We start from the raw sequence: 23,296 nt of genomic DNA, 5'->3' as shown, positions 1-23,296 counted from the left end.
GCAGTTCATCGACTCAGCTCCGGTTCGCCGGCTGCTGGGTCGCCGGTGCGGTCTCGTCCGTCCTGCGGACGAGTTTCTCACCTTCGATGTCCACGTTCGGCAGAATCTTGTCCAGCCACTTCGGCAGGTACCAGGCCTTGTCGCCGAGCAGCGCCATGACCGCGGGGATCAGGATCATGCGGACGATGAAGGCGTCGAAGAACACGGCGGCCGCGAGAGCGAAACCGATGGACTTGATGAACGAGTCCGGTTCCAGCATGAACGCCGCGAACACCGAGATCATGATGACCGCCGCGGCAGCGACGACGCGGGCGCCGTACTTGAAGCCCGTGACGATGGCATCGCTCGCGGTCGCCCCGTGGACGTACGCCTCCCGCATGCGGGACACCAGGAACACCTGGTAGTCCATCGCCAGACCGAACACCACACCGATCAGGAAGATCGGCATGAAGCTGACGATCGGCTGCGGATTGGAGATCAGGCCCAGTCCGCCCTCCTGGAAGATGAACACCGTCGCACCGAATGTGGCCAGCACGCTGAGCAGGAAGCCCAGGGTCGCGGTCAGCGGGACGAGGATGGATCGGAAGACGACCATCAGCAGCAGGAACGCCAGGCCGACGACGACAGCGAGGTACGGGATCAGTGCCTTCTGGAGCCGATCCGACACGTCGATCTCGAGCGCCGTCTGGCCGGTGACGCCGTAGGTGACGCCGTACTCGGATTCCAGACCACCCCGGGCGTCGCGCAGCGCGGTCACCAGGTTCTGCGTGTCCTCGCTGATCGGTGAGCTCTTGGGAGTCACCGACACCAGGGCGGTGTCGCCCGCCGGGTTGAGCCCGGCCTGCTGTGCGTTGGTCACGTCGGGTTCCGCCGCCGCCTTGTCGACGACGGCCTGGAAGGCCGCCGTCCGATCGGCCTCGGGGACGTTGCTCGCGTCCACGACCATCAGCAGCTGACCGTTGCGTCCCGGGCCGAAGCCCTGGTCGACCAGGTCGTACGCCTCACGAGCGGGGGTACCGGGTTCAGCGGTGGCCACCGACGGAAGCGCCAGACGCAGCGACGTCATGGGACCGGCGATGACACCGAGGATCACGACACCGACGATGAGGACCAGTGCGGGACGCTTGATCACCATGCGCACCCACCGCAGGCCGTTGGTCGGCTTGTCGTCGTGCTCCGGGTCCGGGACGGTGCGGATCTTGCCGGCGAACGCCTTCGCGCCGAAGAGTCCGAGGACGGCGGGCAGCATGGTCAGCGCGACGAGGACGGCGACGAAGACACCGAAGCCGGCGGCCAGACCCATCTGGGACAGGAACGGGATGCCGACGACGCGCAGTGCCACGAGCGCGATGAGCACCGTGGTGCCGGCGAAGACGACGGCGCTGCCGGCGGTTCCCACGGCGCGTGCCGCGGCTTCCTCACGGTCGTCCGTCTCGCTCAGCTCGTTACGGAACCGGGCGACGATGAACAGCGAGTAGTCGATGGCGACGGCCAGGCCGATCATGATGGCGAGAATCGGCGTGAACTGGGTGAGCTCGGCGAAGCCCGACGCGGTGGTGATGGTCAGACTGGTGACGCCGATGCCGACGATGGCCGTGATGAGCGGCAGTCCGGCGGCGACGAGCGATCCGAACATGACGACGAGGACGACGGCGGCGACGGCCAGGCCGATCAGCTCGGCGGTGCCGCCGGGCGGCTCGGCGGCCTGCATGGCGCTGCCACCGATCTCGACGGTGAGCCCTGCGTCACGGGCGGGCTGGGCGGCGTCGGTCAGCTCGGTGCGGATCTCGGCCGTGACATCGGTGACGGTGCCGGTGATGGGCACGTCGAGGATGCCGATGGTCTTGTCCGGTGAAAGCGGCGACACGGCCGCGGCGTTCGCGGCCGCGACGTCCGGCGCGAGACCGGCCTCCGCGTACTGATCGACGATCGCCTGGTTGCCGGCGATCGGATCGAGGAGCGGCATGGCACCCTCGGGCACCGGTCCGGCCGCGGGATCGGCCTTGGCCGTGTCCTTCACGGCGGCGATGCCGCGAATGTTCGCGATGACGCCGTCGATGGCCGCCGTGTTCTCGGGCGAGTCGAGCGTGGTGCCCGCGGGTGCCTGGAACACGTACTGCGCGGACGCCGACGTGAGCGGATCCTCGCCGCCTCCGAAGCGCTCCTTCTGCAGATCCAGCGCAGCCTGGGCGGGGGTTCCCGGGATGGAGAACGACGTGCTCGTCGGGCCGGACAACGTGGCCGCGCCGATACCGGCCAACACCAGGATGGCGAGCCAGATCGGCAGCACGATGCCTTTCCGACGGTACGAGAACCGTCCTATGCGATACAGGAAGGTGGCCATGAGAGTTCTCCTCGTTCGGGGGGTGTCGTGCTGCGGGTGACGGACGGACGCGCGATCAGTCGGGCGGGAGCGGGGTGGAACCGGTGAGCGGCGCTCGGAAGCCCCGTTCGAGTTGTTGCATGGCGAGGCGGACCACCTCGCCGGCGGATTCTGCTGTGGTGGAGCCCTTCTCGGATGCCTCGGCGAAGAATCCGAGTGCGGCGCTGACGGTGGCGCCCACCGCGGCCTGGACCAACGAGGGGTACAGGTCCCGATCGGGATCGAGCCCGGTGCGCCGGGCCACGGCCTTCTTGAACGCCGCGGAGAGCGAGCGGTCGAACTCGAGCTTCTTCGCCAGCAGAGCCGGCGACTCCTCGACGAACCGCGCGACCGCGACAGTCTCGGTCAACTCGCGCTCGGGATCGTCGACGATCTCGAAGACGATGGCGCGCACCGTGTCCCAGAAGTCCTCGTCCTGCGGACGGTGTTCGATCAGGTCCACCCACTCGAACGCTGCCTGCTCGAGGTAGTACAGCGCCGCTTCTTCCTTGCTGGAGAAGTAGTTGTGGAACGTGCGCGTCGACACCCCCGCATCGCGGGCGATCGCCTCGGCGGTCACGGTGTCGAAACCCTGTTGCCGCCCGAGACGGATCGCGGCAGCACTGAGCGCTGCACGGGTCTCCGCCTTCTTGCGGTCGCGTAGTCCGGAACTCACGAATCCCACAGTACGGAACTTGCACGGCTCGGCAAGTTTGCAGTGGTGTGCACTTTTGTGACGCTCACCACGCTCGCGCGGTGTTTCGAACCGTCAGGGAGTGAGCCAGCGCTTCACACGGGCGGTGATGAACGGCAGCAGGACGTACACCATGAGGGGTGTGCTCACGAGGGTGACGAGCAGGGTCCGGAGTACAAGACCCAGCGAGAGGTACTCGGAGACAAGGGTGTTGAGCAGAAGAGACAGGGGGAAGAACGCCGACCAGATGACGATGGCCTGCTTCCACCGAGGCGGCGGAGCGCCCACGACGCGGACCGCGTCGGTGAGCGTCGACTGTGGCTCGAACCACCCTTCGACCCCGGTGAGGCGATGCGTCACATGGTCGTCCGCCACACCCACACCACGCGCGACCCAGGCACGCCGGAAGGGCGACGAGAGCCACTCCTGCAGATGAGCGTCCGAATCGAATCGGTAGAGCACGTAGTACTCGTACGGATCGGTCGAGGAGCGCAGCCACCCGCCGCCCAGGAACCCGTCGAACGTGCGCAGCACACTGATTCCGGCATCGGTCCAGGCCACGAAGTCCTGCTCACGGCCGGGCGTGATGCGCCGCGCCACCGAGGTCGTGACCGCGGTACTCGTGGACGTGGACCGGTCGTCCCGGGGTTCAGTCATGTCAGGCGATCGAGAGGAGTCAGTTCTTCTCGGAGAACAGCTGGGTGTAGACGGGCGGCGCCGCGTTGACGACGTCCCTGGCAGCGGACGTCGCGGGAGCCTCGACGGGCTCCGCGTCGGCGGTGACGGGTGCGAGAAAGATCAGTTCGGGTTCCATGGAAACCCCTTCATCAGTAGTTCGGTGGTGAGGAGAACGAGTCGTCCGTCACGAGGGGGAGAACGAGGCGCCGGTGAGAACCGCGGCGTGCTCGTGATCCGAACACTACGCCACGGCGCCGACCTGGCGCGGTACGACCACGCCCGGCCACGTCGACCGTCGTCTGTGGATGCACTGAGAGAAGACGACCGACACTCTCGGACTGTCGACGCCGTGCCCTGCCTGTGTCACACTTGTGACAGAGGCGTGACCTGAGCACTTCCCGCCCTCTCCGCGGTTCTCACCACTGCATCGACTGCCAGAACGACCGACAGCCACCGTGGCCAGACCGTCCACAGAACAGAGGCACCAGTGTCCGTCACCGCCGAACGCCCCAGAGATCGATTCGTCAGTTCGTACACCGAGCTGTCCGTCGCCGTGCGCGCCTCGGGGCTGATGTCCCGCCGCCGCGGTTTCTACTGGTCCCGCATCATCGGCACCGTGGCGGCCTTCGTCGCCGTCTGGGTCGGTGCGTTCCTCCTGGGCGACTCGTGGTGGCAGCTCGCGCTCGCCGTCGCCCTCGCCGTCGTGAGCACGCAGTTCGGCTTCCTCGGTCACGACGGCGCCCACCGCCAGATGTTCGACTCGGCGAAGTGGAACGAGTGGACGGCCCGCATCCTGTCCGGCACCTTCGCAGGACTCTCGCTGCACTGGTGGCAGGGCAAGCACAGCAAGCACCACAACGCGCCGAACCAGATCGGCAAGGATCCCGACATCGGGAACGGGCCCATCGCCTTCGTCCCCGAGTACGTCGCGCAGCGCACCGGCTTCTACGGCGCGTTCACCCGCCGCCAGGGCTGGCTCTTCTTCCCGCTGCTCACCCTCGAAGGCGCCGCACTCCACGTCGCCAGCGTGCGCACGCTGATCGACTCCAAGGAGATCAAGCACCGCAAGCTGGAGCTGTCGCTCATCGCGCTGAGGCTCACCATCGGGTTCGCACTGCCGTTCCTCGCGATGCCGGCGGGGCTCGCGGTCGGCTTCATCCTCGTGCACTTCGCCGTCTTCGGCGTTCTGCTGGGCGGCTCGTTCGCGCCCAACCACAAGGGGATGCCGCTGGTTCCGGCCAATGCGAAGATCGACTTCCTCCGCCGCCAGGTCCTCATGTCGCGCAACGTCGACGGCGGCCCCGTCACCGACTTCATGATGGGCGGCCTCAACTATCAGATCGAGCATCACCTGTTCCCCAGCATGCCGCGGCCGAACCTCAAGAAGGTGCGGCCCATGGTGCGCGAGCACTGCGCCAAGCACGGGGTGACCTACACCGAGACGTCGCTCGTGAAGTCCTACGGCATCGTCGTCCGCTACCTCAACCAGGTGGGACTGTCGAAGCGCAACCCCTTCGACTGCCCGCTGGTACGCGAGTACCGCGCCTGAACTCGGTGTGACCGCGGTCACGTAGACTGCGGCGGGTGATCGCCGATCTCTGGAACAGTCTGCCGACCGCGCTCCGCGACCCGGTCGCCCTCGCGGTGCCGGCATTCCTCGTTCTGCTCGCGCTCGAGTGGACCGCAGCGATCGTCCTCGAGAGCCACGGCGACGAGACCGAGGACGAACCCGGCCGACCGGCCCGTGGAAGCTACCTCCGCGCCGACGCCCGGGCCAGCATCGCGATGGGGCTGGTGTCCATCGCCACCACCACCGCATGGAAAACCCTGGCGCTGCTGGGCTATTCGCTGATCTTCGCGTATGTCGCACCGTGGCAGCTGCCCTCGGACCAGTGGTACACGTGGGTGATCCTGCTGCTCGGCGTCGACGTCCTCTTCTACTGGTATCACCGCATCGCGCACCGCACGCGCATCGTGTGGGCCACGCATCAGGCGCACCACTCGAGCGAGTACTTCAATTTCAGCACCGCACTACGGCAGAAGTGGAACAACAGCGGCGAGATCCTGATGTGGTTGCCGCTGCCCCTGCTCGGCGTCCCGCCCTGGATGGTGTTCACCGGGTTCGCGATCAACCTGGTCTACCAGTTCTGGGTGCACACCGAGCGCATCGACCGGATGCCGCGCTGGTTCGAGTTCGTCTTCAACACGCCGTCGCACCACCGCGTGCATCACGGCCGCGACAAAGAGTACCTGGACAAGAACTACGCCGGCATCCTCATCGTGTGGGACCGCCTGTTCGGGACCTACGCCGACGAGACGTTCCGACCGCACTACGGGCTGACGACTCCGGTGCAGACGTTCGACATCCTGAAGCTCCAGACACACGAGTACGCCGCCATCGCACGGGACGTGCGGACGGCGGCGACTCTGCGTCAAAAACTCGGCTACGTCTTCGGACCACCCGGCTGGACGCCCGAGGGTCAGGCCTTCCCGAGCGTCACCAGGAAATCGACGGACCCGGTCGGATCCACGGTCACGAAGCCCAGCGACGGCGGCTCGATGCCGTAGTCGGTCCACGTCGCGGGAATGTTGCCCGAGGCGACGATGGTCTCGCCCGACCGGAGCACCTGCGTCTCGACGCTCACGTCGCGCGTCTGGCCCTTGAGGGTCAGCGTGCCGTCGAGGGTGACGGTCGCCGTGGTGCCGTCGGTGGGCACGGTGGACAGGTCCACCGGCGACGTCACCGTGAACGTGGCGGTGGGGTTGTTCGCGACATCGAAGATGTTGCCGCGGAACTGGTTGTCGCGCCGATCGCTGTCGGTGGTGATGGTCTCGGTGCGCACCACGATCTCACCGGCGGTGAGCTCCTGGTTCGCGATCGTGGCGCTTCCCGAGACGTCCGGCGTGGTGCCGACGACTGTGACGTCGGTGCCGTTGAGCACCTCGGCGACGGTGTACCCGGCCGACGTCGGGTTCGCTGCGTCACCGGGCGTGACGGTCCACTCACCGTCCAGATCGCCCGTCGCCGCCTCGGCACCGGAGGTGGAAACCGACGCCGCCGGATCGCTGCTCTCGATCGACGAGTAGATGCGCGGTCCGACGACGAGCGCCACGATCGCCAGGACGACGACCACGGCTCCGGTGATCCACCATTTCTTCTTCATGGGACGAACTTTAGTTGTCGCTTCAACGTGCGGCCACCGCTGTGGCCTGGGAATCCCCTGTGAAAGCGTCCGTCACCACGTCGAGTGAACGACGTCCCGGAGGTAGCGGTCGTAGATGCTCTGCACGCCGGCATCGAACTCGGCGCCGAGAAGCGCGACGCGCCCCGCCTCGGCATTGGCACGAGCCTGGTCCACGTTGCGGGCTCCCGGGATGACCGTCGAGATCTGCGGGTGCTGCCACAACCAGGCGATGGCGGCGGCGGCGGGCGTCGTACCCTCCGGAGCCGCGTCCGCGACCAGGGCGGAGAAGTCACGAGCCGCCGCAAGGCCCGTGTCGAACGGAACGCCCGAGAACGTCTCGCCGACGTCGAAGGCCTCACCGTTGCGGTTGAAGTTGCGGTGATCGTTCTCGGGGAACGTCGTCGACTCGTCGTACTTCCCCGAGAGCAGGCCCGAGGCAAGCGGCACCCGCGCGATGATGCCGACTCCGGCATCGGCGGCGACGGACAGCACCTCGTCGACGGGCTTGAGCCGGAAGGCGTTGACGATGATCTGCACGGTGGCCACGTTCGGTCGGCGGATCGCCTCGAGCGCCTCCGCGACCGTCTCCACGCTGACGCCGTAGTGCGCGATCGCCTGCTCCTCGACGAGGGTGTCGAGGGCATCGAACACCTGGTCGTCGCCGTACACGGCAGAGGGCGGGCAGTGCAGCTGCACCAGTTCCAGGGTGTCGACACCGAGGTTGCCGCGCGACCGGTCCACCCACGTGCGGAAGTTCGCGAGCGTGTAGTTCTCCGGCACCTGGTCGACGCGTCGACCCATCTTGGTCGCCACGGTGACGGTGTCCCGCAGGCCGCGATCGGCCAGGAATCCGCCGATCACCCGCTCACTGCGCCCGTCGCCGTACACATCGGCCGTGTCGAAGAAGGTGATGCCGCTGTCCACGGCGGCGTCGAGCACCGCCACGGCGTCCTCCTCGGACACGTCGCCCCAGTCGGCTCCCAACTGCCAGGTGCCGAGTCCGACGCACGACACCTGCCGGCCGGTGCGTCCCAGGGTGCGGTTCTCCATCGCGTTCATGTTTCTCATCTCGTCGGTGTACCCGAAGTTGGTGAACGACAAAGGCCCCCCAGCTGCCGAGGCAGGTGGGGGGCTCATGGCGGTGGCGGAGGGATTTGAACCCTCGGACGGGGGTTACCCGTCACACGCTTTCGAGGCGTGCTCCTTAGGCCGCTCGGACACGCCACCGGCGGATACGTTACCGGATGGGTGGCGCGGATCCGAAATCGCGACGTCAGGAGTCACGCTCGGGGTAGCTCAGTGGCCGGTGAGCTTGTCCTTGATGTTGGACGCGGCGTCCTTGACCTTCTCCACGCCGTCCTTGACGGCGGCGGAGGTCTGATCGCCCTGGCCCTCGGCCTTCAGGTCCTGGTCGCCGGTGGCGTCGCCCGCGGCTTCCTTGCCCTTGCCCTTGAGGTCTTCTGCCTTGTTGCCGATCTTGTCGTCGAGTCCCATGTGGTGCTCCTTCGAAGCGGAAGAACATGACATCCACCCCTCCGTTTCGGCGAGGCGGGCGACGCAACGCTGCGTCTGGTGTCCTACCGGGCAGTAATACCCCGTCGACGGATCGCGTCAAACGTCGTTCGCGGTTCGAAAGAAGTCCCGAACCAGACCGGCCGCGTCGCTCTCGAGGACTCCGCCGACCACCTCCGGTCGATGCGTCAGACGTCGATCCCGCACCACGTCCCACAGCGAGCCGACGGCGCCCGTCTTCGGTTCCCAGGCCCCGAACAGCAGTCCGTCGACTCGCGAGAGCACCGCCGCGCCCGCACACATCGTGCAGGGTTCGAGCGTGACGACGAGAGTGCAGCCGGTGAGTCGCCAGCCGTCCCCGTGCCGCTCGGCGGCGGCGCGGAGCGCGAGCACCTCCGCGTGGGCGGTCGGGTCCCCGCGGCGTTCGCGTTCGTTGACCGCGGACGCGATCTCGTCACCGTCGGCGTTCACGACGACGGCACCCACGGGAACGTCGCCCGCCGGCGTGGTGCGGGCGACCTCCAGGGCGCGACGCATCCAGACGTCACGCAGGTGGAAAGGCACCACGGTCAGCGGGGCAGCTTGTCGAGCACCGCGGCGAACTCCGCGGCGAATCCCAGTCGCGCGGCGATCATGCCGAGCTGCTCGTCGGGATAGAGGTCGGACTCGGCCAGGATGACGCCGAGGACCGGCTCGGGAAGACCCATGTCGCTCAGCAGATCCAGATCGCCCTCGTCCCAGGGCTCGACGTCGTCGAGCTCGTCCGGATCCAGATCGGGCACATCGACGTTCAGTCGGTCCAGGACGTCGGCCGCGATGTCGTAGTCGATCGCCGCGGTGGCGTCCGACAGCAGGACCCGCGTGCCCGACGGCGCCGGACGCAGCACGACGAAGAACTCGTCGTCGACATCGAGGAGCCCGAACACCGCACCGGCACTGCGGAGTTCACGAAGTTCGGTCTCGGCGGCACTGAGACTCGTCAGGGCGTCCGCGGACAACGGCCGGCACGTCCACGTGCCCTCCTCGCGGACGACCGCGATGGCGAACCCCTCGAGATCGTCGTAGTCGTCGGAGCGGTTGTCACCTCGACCCTGGGACGAGGTACTGCCTCCGCGCTGTGCAGCCATGCGCGCAACCGTAGTCCCACACCGTCGCCCCGGCGTGCAGACCTCCCTGTTCAGGGGAAACAGCGGGAGATTTCGGTGTCGTGCACCCGGCGGACGGTGCCGATGTGGAAATCTTCCTCCGGTGAACACACCCGACCGTCCCGTCTGCGTCCTGGGCCTCGGCCTCATCGGGGGCTCGTTACTGCGCGCCGTGGTCGACTCGGGTCGCCCGGCATGGGGTTGGAACCGATCGACCGGTGCCGTGGACGCCGCTCGCGCCGACGGGTACGACGTCACGGCGGACATCGCCTCCGCCCTCCAGCGCGCCGCCGAGGAGGACGCTCTCGTCGTCGTCGCGGTACCCATGCCGGCAGTCGACACCGTCCTGGAATCGGTGGCCGCGCACGCGCCGCACTGCGTGCTCACCGACGTCGTCAGTGTGAAGGCGGAGATGGCGGCCGCGGTCGCGCGTGCCGGACTCGGCGCTCGGTTCGTCGGCGGACATCCCATGGCCGGCACATCCGCCTCGGGGTGGCTCGCGGCCGACGTCGATCTCTTCCGCAACGCGGTCTGGGTCGTCACCGTGGACGACGACACCGACCCCGACGCCTGGCTCGCGGTCGCCGATCTCGCACTGTCCTCCGGATCCGTCGTCGTCCCGGCCCGAGCCGACGACCACGATCGCGCCGTCGCCCGCGTGTCCCATCTCCCGCATCTGCTGGCGGAAGCACTCGCCGCGGTGGGCGCGCAGGGCGGGGAGCTCACGTTGCGGCTGGCAGCCGGCTCGTTCCGCGACGGCACCCGTGTGGCAGGAACAGCTCCGGCACTGGTCAGCGCGATGTGTGATGCCAACGCGCCCGCCCTGGTCGACGCGCTCGACGAGGCGCTCGCCGCATTGCACAGCGCCAGGGACGCTCTCGTCGCCGACGCGTCGACCGAGACACTGGTGTCCGCAGGCCATGCGGCGCGGTCGCGCTACGACGAGCAGTTGCAGTGGTGGGAGATCACCGACGTCGTCGTCGGCTCGCCGGCCTGGCAGGGCGACCTCGTCGACGCCGGTCGCCGCGGCGGTGTGGTGCAGCGGCTGCCCCGGCGGGCGTGACGGTCGGCCCGTCAGATGCGCTCGGCGAGTCCCCGGTAGTCGGCGACGAACCCGTCCGAGTCGACGCTCACGGCCGACGTCCCGACGGGCGAGACCACCGCGAACTCGTGCGGCCCGCGGCTGTAGGACAGTGTCTCCGCGCGGGCGGTGAGGACCGGCAGACCGACGTACACGACGGGCACCTGATGATCGGCCGGGTTCGTCTGCAGGCCGAGACGACGGATGGCGAGCGTGTTGAAGAAGGGGCTCCACACCAGTTCGACGTCGAGTGCACCGCCGAACGAGCTGCGGGTCGGTGACCCGTCGTCGACGAGCCAATAGCCCTCGGAGTCGCGACTGATGGAGACCTGCTTCTCCCCCGACGCGACGGCCGCGCGCACGGACAACCGCTTGGTCACTCCCGATTCGTCCGTGACCAGGTCGTACGACGCGGAGAACGCCGGGTGTTCGTCGCACTCGCCGCCGATGATCCGGCCGGCGGCCTTGATCCGCTTGCCGTTGAGCTGGACGCGCACCGACTCCATACGCGGGGCGCTGTGCGCGCGCCACGTCAGGATGGCCGGCCACGACGAGCCCGTCACGTCGGCGGACGACAGGGAATCGGCGATGGGTGTGGTCACGCGTTCACGGTAGATCACACGAGCACGACAAGTACCGGAGCCGGGCGAATTGCCTGTGAATCCCCGTCCCCGTTAGCGACCGAGTGCCCCGTTCTCGCGAGATGAAACGGTCACGAGCAGGGTTTTCATCGACGGTGGGCGTGAGTCGGCGCACCACGCCCCCGTCTGCGGGCGCTGCTCACAGCGGTGTCGCCCTCTCGGTCGGACGCCGTGTCGGTGTTCTCGAGTAGCCTCACTCGAGATCGACGTCGGTGGCCGGAGCCGCCGTCGCACACGACGGTGAGCGGGGGTACGCGTGTCCAGCCAGGGTGCCATGGTCGGCCTGTTCGCCGGCATCGGCGGTCTGGAGCTGGGCCTGGCGCGCAGCGGATGGTCCACCACTCAGCTCTGCGAGATCGACGCCGGCGCGGGGGCGGTGCTGCGCTCGCGCTTCCCCGACGTGCCGCTGCACACCGACGTCGCGACGCTGCGGGCGCTCCCCGCCGGAACAGAGCTGGTCGCAGCCGGTTTCCCGTGCCAGGACCTCTCACAGGCCGGTCGCACGGCGGGCATCACGGGCGCGCGATCGGGTCTGGTCGACGAGGTCTTCCGACTCGTCGCCCGCAAACGTGGTCCCCGGTGGCTGCTGATCGAGAACGTGCCCTTCATGTTGCAGCTCGGCCGCGGCGCGGCGATGCGGCACATCACGCATGCGCTCGAGGATCTCGGTTACATGTGGGCGTATCGCGTCGTCGACGCTCGCTCGTTCGGCCTGCCCCAGCGGCGTCAGCGCGTCGTCATGCTCGCCTCACGTACGGACGACCCGCGTGAGGTGCTCTTCGGACCCGACGCGGGCATCCCCGAGGCCGGCGACGCCGACGTCCTCCCGTGCGGCTTCTACTGGACCGAGGGGGTGCGTGGCCTGGGCTGGGCGATCAACGCGGTGCCCACGCTCAAGGGCGGATCGACTCTCGGCATCGCCAGTCCCCCGGCCGTCCGGCTCCCGTCCGGCGAGCTGGTCACCCCGGGCATCTCGGACGCCGAACGGCTGCAGGGTTTCGACGCCGGGTGGACGGCCCCCGCCGTCGAGTCCCCGGGTGTCCGGGCCGGGCACCGGTGGAAGCTCGTCGGCAACGCCGTGAGCGTGCGCATGGCGACGTGGGTCGGTGAGCAGCTGGCCACCCGCACTCCATACGACGAGGGGTCCGACACCGAGCTCGTACCCGGCCAGAGCTGGCCGTCGGCCGCGTGGGGCCGTGACCGTCGCGCGTTCGGGGTACCCGCGAGCACCTGGCCGGTCCAGCACCCCTACGAGGATCTGAGCGGATTCCTGGAGGAGTCGAAGTTGTTGTCCGCCAGGGCCACTGCCGGGTTCCTCAAGCGCGCACGCTCGGGTCGGCTGCGCTTCGCCCCCGGCTTCCTCGACACGGTCGAGTCGCACCTGCACCGGATGACCGATGATCCCGTCGTCCCCGAACCCGTTCGCGTGGCCTGATGTTCCCGTTGACGTTCGCACTCGACTTCGCCGGCGACCGTCCCGCGCCCGATGCCGACCGCGGGGAGAAGAAGAACTACGCGCAGCGCCTGTCCAACAACCTCGCGCAGGTGGTCGCCGATGCGTTGAGGCCTCGGTATCCGTCCATCACGCCCGACGCGCACGGCCTGGGCCAGGAAGCGCAGGTGGACGTCGCGAAGGGACGCAAGCGGCTCGACGTCAAGGCACTCGATCCGACGCTCGGCCTCATCCTCTGCGTGTCCGTGAAGACCTACAGCTTCCAGGACTACAGCCCCACGTCCGGTCGGCTCGGCCGCTGGACCAAGAACATCGTGCGCAACGACCACGAACTGCGGGGTGAGGCGATGGTGCTGCACCAGCGCCAGCCGTACAGCGTGCTCGTCGCCGTGATGTTCGAGCCCTGGTCGACGTGCGAGGACGGCGATCCCGCGAAGAGCAGCGACATCGGCAAGAGTTCGTTCGCGCACCACGTCACGACGCTGTCCAAGCGGTCGGGCCGCGGCAAGCGCCCCGTCGTCGGCATGCCGGGCCGAGCGTGGGTCGACCTCGGGGCCGAGGACACGCGCTACGACCTGTTCGAGAAGGTGTTCATCGGTCTCTACGAGCCGGACGGTCCGTACCGGGGTGAGGTGCGCTTCTTCGACGTCGACGACGCGCCGCCGCGCAACGGCCGTCCGTCGGACCGCACCACACTCTCGTTCGAGGAGTTCGTCGAGGTGGTGCACTCGGAAGTGGAGCGGCGCAACAGGTTCGCCCCCAGCTGGTCCGAGATCGACGACGACGAATGACGCCCGACGCTCGGGCGACGCCGCCGACGGACGCCGCGACCAGTGCCCGGTTCAAGAAACAGAAGCGGCGTGACACCAAGCCCGAGGTGGCCCTGCGGAAGGAACTGCACCGAGCGGGACTGCGGTACTTCGTCGACAAGGCCCCACTGAAGGGCATGCGACGACGGGCCGACGTGGTGTTCCCGCGTCGCCGAGTCGCGGTGTACGTCGACGGATGCTTCTGGCACAGCTGCCCGGAGCACGCCACCCACCCGCGCAACAACGCCCAGTGGTGGGCGGACAAGTTGGCTGCCAACGTCGCTCGGGACCGCGACACGGATCGTCGACTGGACGAGGCCGGCTGGACCGTCGTGCGCATCTGGGAGCACGAGGATCCAGCCGTGGCAGCGGAGCGGGTCACCGAGGCAGTGCGCCCCGGCGACTGACGTCAGCGCTCGTGGCGTCCCGGAGTGTCGTGCGGGCCGACGACAGGCGCATCGGCGTGTCCGAGACCGGTGGTGCGGTCCGTGACGTTCCGGTCCGTGACGTTCCGGTCTGCGGGATTCTGGTTCTGCTGTGCCGCGTTCGCGTCCTGTCGACGCGGGGTGCCGTCGTCGTGGACGGTCGGGTCCAGCTTGTTCGCCCGCTCCCACTCACGGTCCAGTTCGTCACGCCCGGTGGCGGCAGTGCCCTGGTGCTCCTGCGCGCGCTGCTGCGCGATGCGGGCCTCCGCTGCCGCGGCGTCCGCCTCGGCCTGCGCACGACGGGCGTCGGCCTCCGACTTCTGCGCCAGCGCCTCCGACCGCTCCACCTCCGCGCTGCGCTCGGCGGCCCGCTCCCGGATCTCACCGGCCTGCTCGACGCGCTTCTGCTTCGCCTTCTTCGACAGTGCGACGCCGACGGCGACGAGCAGCAACACCACCACGACCGCGATGACGATCCAGACAGCTGTGTTCATGACGGCTCCCGATGTTCGAGTGCGCGCACGGTTGCGCGCGGGACGGGGTACCCCTGGCGCCCGATTTCCACACGGGCCGCCTACCCTCGACCGCCATGACCACCGATGCCGCCTCTCGAGCCCTCGACGTACTGGTGATCGGCGGCGGAATCGCGGGTGCCTCGCTCGCCTGGGAACTCTCGTCCGATCGGACCGTGTGTCTCCTCGAAGGGGAGTCGACCCTGGCGATGCACTCGACCGGACGGTCGGCCGCCATGTTCCTCGAGACCTACGGCAACCACGTCATCCGTGGCCTGACGACGGCGAGCAGAGCCTTCCTCGTGGACCCCCCGGACATGGTGCGCGGAACGGTCATGACTCCACGCCCCTTCGTGCAGTTCGCACGTCCGGGCCGGGGCGACGCTCTCGCGGAGATGTTCACGACTCTGCGGACGCTGTCTCCCGATGCCCGCCTGCTCGAGACCGCCGAGGCGGTGGACCGGGCGCCCCTCCTGCGGCCTGCGGCAGTCGAGGCGGCCGTCGTCGAACCGGGCGCACTCGACATGGACGTCGACGCGCTGCACCAGGGCTTCCTGCGCGGAGCACGCCGACGCGGATGCACCGTTCGTACCGGGGCGCGGGTCGTCGCGATCGACCGCGTCGGCGAGCAGTGGCGGGTCGATCTCTCGACCGGCGACACTCTCGTCGCCACGGTGGTGGTGAACGCGGCGGGTGCCTGGGCGGACGACCTGGCCGACCTCGCAGGCGTACCGAGGATCGGCCTGCAGCCGCGACGACGCACCATCGCCGTGATGGACGCGCCGCCCGAGATCGCCGACACCCACCACCCGCTGATCAGCGACATGGACGAATCGTTCTACATCAAGCCGGAGGGTGTCCGTCTGCTCTGTTCCCCTGCCGACGAGACACCGTGCCCGCCCGGTGACGCTAAGCCCGACGATCTCGAGATCGCCCGCGCCCTGGACGAGATCACGGAAGCGACCGTGGTGACGAGCCGCCGTGTCCGGTCGTCGTGGGCCGGTCTGCGCTCCTTCGTCGCCGATCGCACACCGGTGGTGGGGTTCGACCCGAGCGTGGAGGGCTTCTTCTGGTGCGCGGGTCAGGGTGGGTACGGCATCCAGACGTGCGCGGCACTGGCGCGCGTCGGTGCGGCGCTGGTCCGCGGCGAGCCGCTACCGGCCGATGTGACCGACCGGGGCGTCACCGCGGAGGACCTGGCGCCGGGCCGGCTGCGCTGAGCCGCACGGGGCTAGAGCCACTTCTGTCTCCGGAACACGATGTACAGCACGCACGACGCGGCCAGCATCGCGCTGACAGCCGCCGGATAGCCGAACGTCCAGCTCAGCTCCGGCATGTGCTCGAAGTTCATGCCGTAGATGCCGGCGATGAGAGTCGGCGCGAAGAGGATGGCGCCCCAGGACGAGATCCGCTTGACCTGCTCGTTCTGTTCCAGACTCACCTGGGTCATCGCACGCATCTCGTCGTTCTGCCGCTGTCCCACCAGGGTGGTGTGCACCGACAGGGCGTTCTGCAGATTGGCGCGGAACGAGTCGACGCGCTCGGTGATGCGGATCGCGTGGTCGAGCACGTCGCGCAGGTTGCGCCGCAGCTCGATGTCCACGTTGTACTTCTCCGATCCGCGGCCGAGGGCCTCGATCATCGACACCAGCGGGTGGGTCGCGCGCTGGAACTCGATCACCTCGCGGGAGAGCTCGTAGATGCGACGGGAGACGTCGGGATCGCCGGTGAACAGCTGGTCGTCGATCTCGTCGATGTCGTTCTCCAGACCGGCGACGACCGGTTCGTACTCGTCGACCACCTGGTCGAGGATCGCGTACAGCACGGCCTCGGTTCCCAGTTCGAGCAGCTTCGGCGCACCTTCGAGCCGTTTACGGACCACGCCCAGGTCGGGTGACTCGGCATGGCGGATGGTGACGACGAAATCGGGACCGCAGAACACGTGGAGCTCGCCGAACTCCACCTTCTCGGTCTCGTCGATGTAGCGCGCGGGGTGCAGGACGACGAACAACTGATCGCCGTAGCGTTCGAGCTTGGGCCGCTGGTGCGCTTGGACGGCATCCTCGACCGCCAATCGGTGCAGCCCGAATTCGGTTGCCACCGAGTCGATCTCGGTCTTGTCGGGACGATACAGCCCGATCCACGCCATGCCGCCGCACGCCCGCAGGAGCTCGTACGTGCGATCCAGACTCTCCGGCTCGTCGGTACGCGCCCCGTGCACGTACACGGCGTTGTCCACGATCGGCACAGTTCACCCCTCGTCGTCGCACGTCCGCCGCCCGTCGGGCGGCTACCAGGACGCTTGCATCGAAACCTCGGACACGAATCTTCGTCCACCGCGACGACGGAAGCGAAACGGACTCGTTTCTGTCCACAATCGTCCGTTTACGGACGCGGATCCGCGCCGTGGCGATAGCGTGTGACCTGTGGCAGAACGCGGCGCACGACCCCAGGTTTCGGTACTCCGCCGAACCATGCTCAAGGCATTCAAACATCTGTCGAACCCGCTGAGGCCGGACGACTACTTCGAGATGATCAATCCGTTGTGGACCACCCAGGAGCTCCGCGGGAAGGTCGACCGGGTCGAGAGGGAAGGCACCGACGCGGTGTCGGTGTTCATCAGGCCCGGGTACGACTGGGGTGGGCACCAGCCCGGCCAGTACCTCCGACTGGGCGTGGTCATCGACGGCCGCTATCACTGGCGCGCCTACTCGATCACCTCCGACCCGCACGGCGACCACGGCCTGATCTCCGTCAGCCCCAAGCTGGTCCCCGAGGGCACGGTGTCCCCGTTCCTGGTGCAAGGGATCAAGCCGGGCGACATCGTGCGACTGAGCGAGATCGAGGGAGTCTTCACCCTCCCCGATCCCGTGCCCGCCAAACTGCTCTACATCAGCGCGGGCAGTGGCATCACGCCGATCATGAGCATGTTGCGCGAACTCGACCACCTCGACGCCATGCACGACGTCGTGGTCATCCACTCCGTGCACAGTCGCGACCAGACGATGTTCTCCGAGACCCTCGAGCGCCTCGATCGCAAGCACTCGTCGCTGCGTCTCGACCTTCGGGTGACCGAGGAGCGAGGTCGGATGAAAGCCACCGATCTGGACGAGTTGTGCCCCGACTGGCGTGAGCGCGAGGCATTCTGCTCCGGTCCCGGCGACCTGTTGGACGATCTGCGCGACTACTGGAAATCCGAGGGTGACCCGGAGAAATTCCACTACGAAAGTTTCCAACCCGTCATCGGTGGCGGTGACGAAGAAGGAGAGGGCGGCACTGTCCGCTTCATCCGTAGCGACACCGACGTCGAATGCGACGGAGGCACACCCATTCTCGCGGCCGGGGAGGAAGCGGGGCTGGATCTCAAGTTCGGTTGCAGGATCGGCATCTGCCACACCTGCACCGGAACCCTGAAAAAGGGACGTTTGAGAGATCTACGTAATGGGGAAGTCTCCGAGCCTACGGGGCAGGCGGTACGCATCTGCGTGAACACCGCCGAGGGAGATATCGAAATCGATCTCTGACGAGACCGATTGACATGCAGTAACAGGGAGGGTTCGTCATGAGCATCGACACCGGGAAAAAGACCGAAGTGTCCATCGAGAGTCCGCTCGCACATCTCAGCGAAGAGACCATCGAACAGCTTGCCAAGGAATTCGACGCCATTCACGACGAGGTCTACGCCGACCTCGGTGAGCGCGATCGCAACTACATCACCACGGTCATCGCGGCGCAGCGCCAGCTCGCTGTCGCGGGGCGCGTGATCCTCTTCGGCTCCAAGAGCCGCACCGCCTGGGTGGCCGGAACGGCCTGCCTGGGTGTGGCCAAGATCCTCGAGAACATGGAGATCGGCCACAACGTCATGCACGGCCAGTGGGACTGGATGAACGATCCGGACATCCACTCGTCGGTGTGGGACTGGGACACCGCGTCCACCGCCGAGGCCTGGAAGCACTCGCACAACTACGTGCACCACACGTACACCAACATCCGCGGCAAGGACAAGGATCTCGGCTACGAGATCATGCGGATCGACCCGAACCAGCCGTGGTCGCCCGTGTACCTCGCGCAGCCGTTCTACAACCTGCTGCTGATGGCCTTCTTCGAGTGGGGCGTCGCGCTCCACGACCTCGACATCGAGGCCATCCGCAAGGGCGAGAAGCCCATGAAGGACCTGCTCACCGATCTGCGCGGCATCGGGACCAAGGCGCGCCGTCAGATCGTCAAGGACTACATCGGCTGGCCCGCGGTCAGCGCTCTCGCCTACGGCGCGGTACAGGTCGTGTCGGGTGGACGCGTCTCGGGCGCCGGCAAGTCGAAGCTGGGTGCGCGGTTGCGCTCGCTGAGCTCGTCGAAGGCGACCAACTCCGTGGCCAAGGTTCTGGACAAGCACGGTGCCGGCATCGAACGCACCTTCGTCGCCACGGTGACGGCGGACTTCGTCGCCAACATCATCCGCAACCTGTGGTCGCACGGAATCATCTTCTGCGGTCACTTCCCGGACCAGGCGTACACGTTCAGCAAGGAAGAGACCGAGAACGAGACCCGCGGCGGCTGGTACGTCCGCCAGCTCGTCGGAGCGGCCAACATCGAGGGCTCGTCGCTGTTCCACCTGATGAGTGGCAACCTCAGCTACCAGGTCGAGCACCACCTGTACCCGGACATGCCCAGCACCCGGTACAAGGAAGTCGCGCCGAAGATCAAGGACATCTGCGAGCGCTACCAGCTTCCGTACAACTCGGGCCCCTTGATGAAGCAGTGGGGATCGGTGCAGCGCACCATCATTCGGCTCGCCTTCCCCGGCGGCAAGATGGCCCCGAAGCCCGGACCGTACCGCGGCGAGCGCGTCGGCGGTTCCTCGTCGAAGCCCAGCGAGGCGGCTCGTTTCCGCAACCGCGTGCCGGCGGGTCACCCCGACTCGGGCCCCGAGCACAACGGTGGCGGCGTCGAGGCGAAGCTTCCTCCGCGCGGGGAGTGACGACGCGCTGCCGGTGACGGCAGCACTGATCTGACGAACGAGTGGTTTCGACCGGCGTTCTCTGGATACCCGAGTGAATCGGGCCGGAGACGCCGGTCGTTTCCCATTTCGGAGGTCGTTCGTGGCGCTCGACGGCCTGGACCCCGCCCTTCTGACGGGTGTGTTCGAGAACGGGCCCGAGCTGGTGTCCCTGTCCGCACGGGACGGCCGCATCCTCCACCTGAACCCGGCGGGCCTCGCGCTCGTCGGCGCACCGTCACTCGACGCCGTGCTCCGCCTGACCACGGCGAACTTCTTCTCCGACGTCGGTCTGCTCGCCGCGCCCGACGTGGAACGATCGCTGCACACCACCGGCCACTGGCAGGGTGTCGGCGAACTCCGGCGGCTCGACACCGGAGAACCCGTACCGGTCTCCATCTCGACGTTCCTGGTTCCCGCGGGTGAGCGCGACGAGCCGGTGATCGCGTCGATCATGCGTGATCGACGGCTGCGGACCAGTCACGAGAGCGCCCTCACCGACGTCCTGGAATCGGCCGCCCACCGGGCTCGCGAGCAGAGTGCTGTCGGCCTGTTGGGGCGGCTCGCGGTCGACGGTGATCTGACGACGATTCTGGACGCGACGACCAGCGCCGCCTCGTCGTTGATGGGTACGGAGTGCGCGTCGATCGCACGCCTCGACGACACCCGCACCGCGTTGCGCGTCGTCGCCTACAGCGGGGTGAGCGAGCGGCCCGAGGTGTTCGGAACCGGTACCGGCTCGGCTGCGGGCCTCGCCCTCTCCTCCGGCACGGTGGTCATCTGTTCCGACGCGCGGACCGAGTCGCGATTCGACACCACGACGATGCGCTCGCGCGGACTGCTCAGCACCGTCTGCGTCCCGTTCGACTCCACGCCTCGGCCCGGGGTGCTGGCCGTGCACAGCGCGGCTCCGCGGGAGTACACGGATCGGGACGTGACGTTCCTGCGGACGGCCACGGACATCCTGGTCGCGGCGATCCGGCGTATCGAGCTCGAGAACGAACTGCGGTACCGATCACTCCACGATCCGCTCACCGGTCTGGCCAATCGAGCGCTCGCGTACCGACGTATCGACGAGGCCGTGGCTCGCGCCGCGGACAGCGAGACCACCGTCGCGGTCCTGCTGGCCGACCTGGACGACTTCAAGACCGTCAACGACAGCCTCGGACACGTGAGTGGAGACGCGGCGCTGATCACCTTGGCGCGCAAGCTCGAGCGCACGGTGGCGGTCGGCGACACGGTGGCGAGGCTGGGCGGCGACGAATTTCTCGTCGTGTGCGACCACGTGGTGGACGAGGCCGACGCGCGGAGCCGGGCGGTGCGCATCTCGACAGCGCTGGCCACCGTCGATCCGCAGAGCGATCAGCCCATCCCGTTCAGTGCGAGCATCGGAATCGCCGTGGCCGGTGACGATGTGCCCTCCGCGCAGGAGATGGTGCGCCGCGCGGATCTGGCCATGTACCGCGCCAAGGGCACGGCTCCCGGGACCACGGACGTGTACGACGTGCGCGATCGCTACGAGGCCGATCGCGTGTTCCGACTCGCCGCAGACCTCCGACGATCTCTCGTGGACGGCGAACTGCGGCTCGTCTACCAGCCGATCGTCGACCTCGTGACGGGCGCCGTCGTCGCCGCCGAGGCCTTGGCTCGCTGGGATCATCCGACACTCGGCAGCGTCTCGCCTCGTGAGTTCGTCGCGGTGGCGGAGCGCACCGGCGTGGTCGGACACCTCGGCCTGTGGGCACTGCAGACCGCGTGCACGGATGCGGTGCGCTGGCCCGAGGACGTCTCGGTACGCGTGAACGTGAGCGCCCACCAGCTCAACGATCCGGACTTCGTGCAGTCGGTCCGACGCACTCTCGACGCGACCGGCCTGCCGGCGACGCGTCTCGGGTTGGAGATCACCGAGACCGTGTGGGTGAAGGAGAACGCCCGCGTGGCCACCACTCTCGAGGCGCTGCACGCGATGGGGGTGTCGTTCGCACTCGACGATCTGGGAACCGGCCACAGCAGCATCGCGTATCTGGACCGTTATCCGATCTTCGACTGTCTCAAAATCGACGGGTCGTACGTCAACGCGCTACCCGGTGCGAGACCACACGCCATCGTGGCCGCGATCGTGTTGTTGGGCACTGCATTCGGAGTGGACGTGGTGGGTGAAGGCATCGAGACCGCCGAGCAGGCCGAGGCGTATCGCGCATGCGGCGGTCGCCTCGCACAGGGCTTCCATCTGGCGCGCCCGATGCCCGCTGCGGCGATCGAACAACTCCTACGAGAGGGTGTCCGATCGCCGCGGTGACGCGCTACTTGACGGCGCGTCGGACCCGGACCGCGCCCGAGATGGTCCAGGCGATGACGGCACCGACGACGGCGGCACCGAGGAGTGCGACACCCTGTGCCAGATCGAAGTTCCACCCGATGAAGTTGATGGTCGTGTGCACGGTGTTCTGCAGGATGAAGATCACCAGTGCGATCGTGAGGAGCAGCGCGATCAGGAGAGACAGCTTCGAGACGAAGCCTCCGGCACGGCGACGTCCGGTGTGTGCGTGGGTGGTGGTGTCGGTCATGGTGGTGCCTTTCGCGATGTCGCCGGTCCTGGCCGGCGATCGAGTGAGCGGATGCTCGAAGGAGTGATGGTCCGCGGACCCGCGGAAGAAACATGTCCGTTCGGTCGGTTCGAGCGAGGTGTGCGTCGAACCCGACAGTGTCCGGACACACCACGGGCGGCGATGGACCCGCTGAGGGTCCGGCGCCGCCCGGGTGTGGAGTGGTGCAGTCTTACTTGAAGGTGTCCTTGACGTTCTCGCCGACCTTCTTCACGCCGGCCGAACCCTGGTCCTTCTTGCCCTCGGCCTCGAGGTCCTTGTTGTTGGTGGCGTCACCGACAACTTCCTTGGCCTTGCCGATGGCGTCTTCTGCTGCGTTCTTTGCCTTGTCGACGATTCCCATGATGAAACCTTTCGTTCGGAGCGACGGCGGGTGACCATCGCGTTCTGAAAGGTGAGTCGAGGCCCGGCGCGGAAAGCGCACGTCCATGCAGAGTGATCCCGGTCACAGCTACCCGCCGAGTGCGAACGCCACGAGAAAGCCGAGCGCGGTGGACATGCCCACCCACCAGCCGCCGTCCTTGTAGGCCTCGGGCATCAGGGAGTCCGCGAGCACGGCGAGAGTGGCACCGCCCGCGAACGCCTGGACCGTCGAGATGCCGACCTCCGGGACGGCGTCGGACAACTGGTGGCCCAGTACGGTGACCACCACGAGCACGACCGCCGTGGCCGTCCACAGGGTCATCGCCCGAGCCGCGGAGAAGTCGTGTCGGTCCCGCATCAACGATGCACCACCGACAGCCTCCGGAACGTTGCCCACCGCGACCGCCACCAGCAGCACCAGCCCGCCACCGGACGTCAGGGAGACACCCAGCGCGGTGTTCTCCGGGACTCCGTCGAGGATCGTGCCGAGCATCAGTGCCCACCCGATCGCTGCGGGCCCGAGCTTGTTCTCGATCAGATGGCTGGCCACGACGTACACACCCGCGCCCAGGAACAGCGCCGCGCCCGCGACGAGGATGCCGGCCTGACGGAACGCCGGCTCGAACAGTTCCGACGACACGGCGGCGATCATCGTCCCGGCACCGAAGGCCATGAGACCGGCCAACACCCGTTTCGGCAGTGTCCACCGCAGCCCGATCGCCGCACCGATCACCAGGGGAAGCGCCGTGCCGATGCCGTACAGGGCGGCGGTCAGCATCTCGATCGTCTCGTCACCGGCGGGGAGTACCCCCGTCCGCGTCGTCGAGTCATCCG

At 67.8% G+C, this 23,296-nt stretch carries 25 protein-coding genes and 1 tRNA gene; 10 read left to right on the top strand and 16 right to left on the bottom strand.

Annotated features, from left to right (window positions below; translation table 11 throughout):
* Positions 1 to 13: 13 nt before the first annotated feature.
* The 4 genes from ASG69_RS18820 to ASG69_RS22595 all read right to left on the bottom strand — a co-directional run bounded on the left by ASG69_RS18820 (position 14) and on the right by ASG69_RS22595 (position 3,870).
* Entirely contained in the window at positions 14 to 2,344 is a 2,331-nt protein-coding gene (locus ASG69_RS18820) for an MMPL family transporter (RefSeq protein WP_056443232.1), read from the bottom strand.
* Positions 2,345 to 2,399: 55 nt separating this feature from the next.
* Entirely contained in the window at positions 2,400 to 3,038 is a 639-nt protein-coding gene (locus ASG69_RS18815; RefSeq protein ID WP_051613574.1) for a TetR/AcrR family transcriptional regulator, read from the bottom strand.
* Positions 3,039 to 3,131: 93 nt separating this feature from the next.
* Positions 3,132 to 3,713: an antibiotic biosynthesis monooxygenase gene (locus tag ASG69_RS18810; RefSeq protein ID WP_027506614.1), complete on the bottom strand. Its 582-nt coding sequence runs from the start codon at positions 3,711 to 3,713 to the stop codon at positions 3,132 to 3,134.
* Positions 3,714 to 3,732: 19 nt separating this feature from the next.
* Entirely contained in the window at positions 3,733 to 3,870 is a 138-nt protein-coding gene (locus tag ASG69_RS22595) for a hypothetical protein (protein ID WP_155957101.1), read from the bottom strand.
* A 351-nt stretch (positions 3,871 to 4,221) separates the two neighbouring features.
* On the opposite strand from ASG69_RS22595, the gene ASG69_RS18805 reads away from it, so the two are divergent.
* On the top strand, positions 4,222 to 5,283 hold the full coding sequence (locus ASG69_RS18805; protein WP_056443228.1) for a fatty acid desaturase family protein: 1,062 nt from the start codon (positions 4,222 to 4,224) through the stop codon (positions 5,281 to 5,283).
* 35 nt (positions 5,284 to 5,318) lie between these two features.
* Positions 5,319 to 6,302 carry a sterol desaturase family protein gene (locus ASG69_RS18800; protein ID WP_156380585.1) on the top strand — a complete coding sequence of 328 codons (984 nt, stop codon included), beginning with the start codon at positions 5,319 to 5,321 and terminating at the stop codon, positions 6,300 to 6,302.
* Here ASG69_RS18800 and ASG69_RS18795 read toward each other — a convergent pair.
* The 6 genes from ASG69_RS18795 to ASG69_RS18770 all read right to left on the bottom strand — a co-directional run bounded on the left by ASG69_RS18795 (position 6,215) and on the right by ASG69_RS18770 (position 9,558).
* Positions 6,215 to 6,898: a YceI family protein gene (locus ASG69_RS18795; RefSeq protein ID WP_027506612.1), complete on the bottom strand. Its 684-nt coding sequence runs from the start codon at positions 6,896 to 6,898 to the stop codon at positions 6,215 to 6,217. The two genes, ASG69_RS18800 and ASG69_RS18795, sit on opposite strands and share 88 nt — an antisense overlap.
* A 72-nt stretch (positions 6,899 to 6,970) precedes the next feature.
* The gene (locus ASG69_RS18790; protein ID WP_235579009.1) at positions 6,971 to 7,987 is read right to left on the bottom strand and encodes an aldo/keto reductase; all 1,017 of its coding nucleotides are present in this window, start codon (positions 7,985 to 7,987) and stop codon (positions 6,971 to 6,973) included.
* 68 nt (positions 7,988 to 8,055) lie between these two features.
* Positions 8,056 to 8,146 (bottom strand) — tRNA-Ser (locus ASG69_RS18785).
* A gap of 69 nt (positions 8,147 to 8,215) precedes the next feature.
* Positions 8,216 to 8,413 (bottom strand): CsbD family protein, encoded by a 198-nt coding sequence (locus ASG69_RS18780; RefSeq protein ID WP_027506610.1) that lies wholly within the window; start codon positions 8,411 to 8,413, stop codon positions 8,216 to 8,218.
* Between the two features lie 117 nt (positions 8,414 to 8,530).
* Positions 8,531 to 8,968: a nucleoside deaminase gene (locus tag ASG69_RS18775; RefSeq protein WP_027506609.1), complete on the bottom strand. Its 438-nt coding sequence runs from the start codon at positions 8,966 to 8,968 to the stop codon at positions 8,531 to 8,533.
* Between the two features lie 32 nt (positions 8,969 to 9,000).
* Positions 9,001 to 9,558 carry a tRNA adenosine deaminase-associated protein gene (locus ASG69_RS18770; RefSeq protein ID WP_027506608.1) on the bottom strand — a complete coding sequence of 186 codons (558 nt, stop codon included), beginning with the start codon at positions 9,556 to 9,558 and terminating at the stop codon, positions 9,001 to 9,003.
* A 121-nt stretch (positions 9,559 to 9,679) separates the two neighbouring features.
* On the opposite strand from ASG69_RS18770, the gene ASG69_RS18765 reads away from it, so the two are divergent.
* Entirely contained in the window at positions 9,680 to 10,639 is a 960-nt protein-coding gene (locus ASG69_RS18765) for a prephenate dehydrogenase (RefSeq protein WP_056443225.1), read from the top strand.
* Positions 10,640 to 10,650: 11 nt separating this feature from the next.
* Here the strand turns inward: ASG69_RS18765 and ASG69_RS18760 are convergent, their stop codons facing one another.
* Positions 10,651 to 11,259 (bottom strand): putative glycolipid-binding domain-containing protein, encoded by a 609-nt coding sequence (locus ASG69_RS18760; RefSeq protein WP_268788598.1) that lies wholly within the window; start codon positions 11,257 to 11,259, stop codon positions 10,651 to 10,653.
* A 313-nt stretch (positions 11,260 to 11,572) separates the two neighbouring features.
* Between ASG69_RS18760 and ASG69_RS18755 the strand changes: the two genes are divergently transcribed.
* From ASG69_RS18755 to ASG69_RS18745, 3 genes are read left to right on the top strand one after another with little or no spacing between them, the layout of a single operon-like run.
* The gene (locus ASG69_RS18755; RefSeq protein WP_051613573.1) at positions 11,573 to 12,733 is read left to right on the top strand and encodes a DNA cytosine methyltransferase; all 1,161 of its coding nucleotides are present in this window, start codon (positions 11,573 to 11,575) and stop codon (positions 12,731 to 12,733) included.
* Positions 12,733 to 13,542 carry a hypothetical protein gene (locus ASG69_RS18750; RefSeq protein WP_056443224.1) on the top strand — a complete coding sequence of 270 codons (810 nt, stop codon included), beginning with the start codon at positions 12,733 to 12,735 and terminating at the stop codon, positions 13,540 to 13,542. The genes ASG69_RS18755 and ASG69_RS18750 overlap by 1 nt, the downstream gene beginning before the upstream one ends.
* The gene (locus ASG69_RS18745; RefSeq protein ID WP_027506605.1) at positions 13,539 to 13,967 is read left to right on the top strand and encodes a very short patch repair endonuclease; all 429 of its coding nucleotides are present in this window, start codon (positions 13,539 to 13,541) and stop codon (positions 13,965 to 13,967) included. Before ASG69_RS18750 ends, ASG69_RS18745 begins: the two co-directional genes overlap by 4 nt.
* A gap of 2 nt (positions 13,968 to 13,969) precedes the next feature.
* On the opposite strand, the gene ASG69_RS18740 is transcribed toward ASG69_RS18745, so the two are convergent.
* Entirely contained in the window at positions 13,970 to 14,479 is a 510-nt protein-coding gene (locus ASG69_RS18740; RefSeq protein ID WP_051613553.1) for a hypothetical protein, read from the bottom strand.
* A 95-nt stretch (positions 14,480 to 14,574) separates the two neighbouring features.
* Here ASG69_RS18740 and ASG69_RS18735 point away from each other — a divergent pair, with 95 nt between their 5' ends.
* Positions 14,575 to 15,717, top strand: a complete 1,143-nt coding sequence (locus ASG69_RS18735; protein WP_056443223.1) for an NAD(P)/FAD-dependent oxidoreductase — start codon at positions 14,575 to 14,577, stop codon at positions 15,715 to 15,717.
* An 11-nt stretch (positions 15,718 to 15,728) separates the two neighbouring features.
* On the opposite strand, the gene corA is transcribed toward ASG69_RS18735, so the two are convergent.
* The gene (gene corA / locus ASG69_RS18730; RefSeq protein ID WP_056443220.1) at positions 15,729 to 16,745 is read right to left on the bottom strand and encodes a magnesium/cobalt transporter CorA; all 1,017 of its coding nucleotides are present in this window, start codon (positions 16,743 to 16,745) and stop codon (positions 15,729 to 15,731) included.
* Between the two features lie 178 nt (positions 16,746 to 16,923).
* Here corA and ASG69_RS18725 point away from each other — a divergent pair, with 178 nt between their 5' ends.
* From ASG69_RS18725 to ASG69_RS22285, 3 genes are all read left to right on the top strand, one after another.
* The gene (locus ASG69_RS18725) at positions 16,924 to 18,021 is read left to right on the top strand and encodes a ferredoxin reductase (protein WP_082544393.1); all 1,098 of its coding nucleotides are present in this window, start codon (positions 16,924 to 16,926) and stop codon (positions 18,019 to 18,021) included.
* A 38-nt stretch (positions 18,022 to 18,059) separates the two neighbouring features.
* Positions 18,060 to 19,475 (top strand): fatty acid desaturase family protein, encoded by a 1,416-nt coding sequence (locus tag ASG69_RS18720; protein ID WP_037186465.1) that lies wholly within the window; start codon positions 18,060 to 18,062, stop codon positions 19,473 to 19,475.
* Positions 19,476 to 19,596: 121 nt separating this feature from the next.
* Positions 19,597 to 21,792: a putative bifunctional diguanylate cyclase/phosphodiesterase gene (locus ASG69_RS22285; protein ID WP_082544392.1), complete on the top strand. Its 2,196-nt coding sequence runs from the start codon at positions 19,597 to 19,599 to the stop codon at positions 21,790 to 21,792.
* 4 nt (positions 21,793 to 21,796) lie between these two features.
* Here ASG69_RS22285 and ASG69_RS18710 read toward each other — a convergent pair whose 3' ends face one another.
* The 3 genes from ASG69_RS18710 to ASG69_RS18700 form a co-directional block, all read right to left on the bottom strand.
* Complete coding sequence (locus ASG69_RS18710) at positions 21,797 to 22,060, bottom strand: lipopolysaccharide assembly protein LapA domain-containing protein (RefSeq protein WP_056443214.1); 264 nt, start codon at positions 22,058 to 22,060, stop codon at positions 21,797 to 21,799.
* A gap of 211 nt (positions 22,061 to 22,271) precedes the next feature.
* Positions 22,272 to 22,442, bottom strand: a complete 171-nt coding sequence (locus ASG69_RS18705; protein WP_027506598.1) for a CsbD family protein — start codon at positions 22,440 to 22,442, stop codon at positions 22,272 to 22,274.
* Between the two features lie 108 nt (positions 22,443 to 22,550).
* A complete protein-coding gene (locus tag ASG69_RS18700; RefSeq protein WP_027506597.1) occupies positions 22,551 to 23,240 on the bottom strand; it encodes a ZIP family metal transporter in 690 nt (229 codons plus the stop codon).
* Positions 23,241 to 23,296: the final 56 nt, after the last annotated feature.

The sequence above is a fragment of the Rhodococcus sp. Leaf225 genome, assembly GCF_001426145.1.
Taxonomy (GTDB): Bacteria; Actinomycetota; Actinomycetes; order Mycobacteriales; family Mycobacteriaceae; genus Rhodococcoides.
The sequence above is the reverse complement of the archived record's forward strand: the minus strand, read 5'-3'. Positions and strand labels throughout refer to the sequence as shown.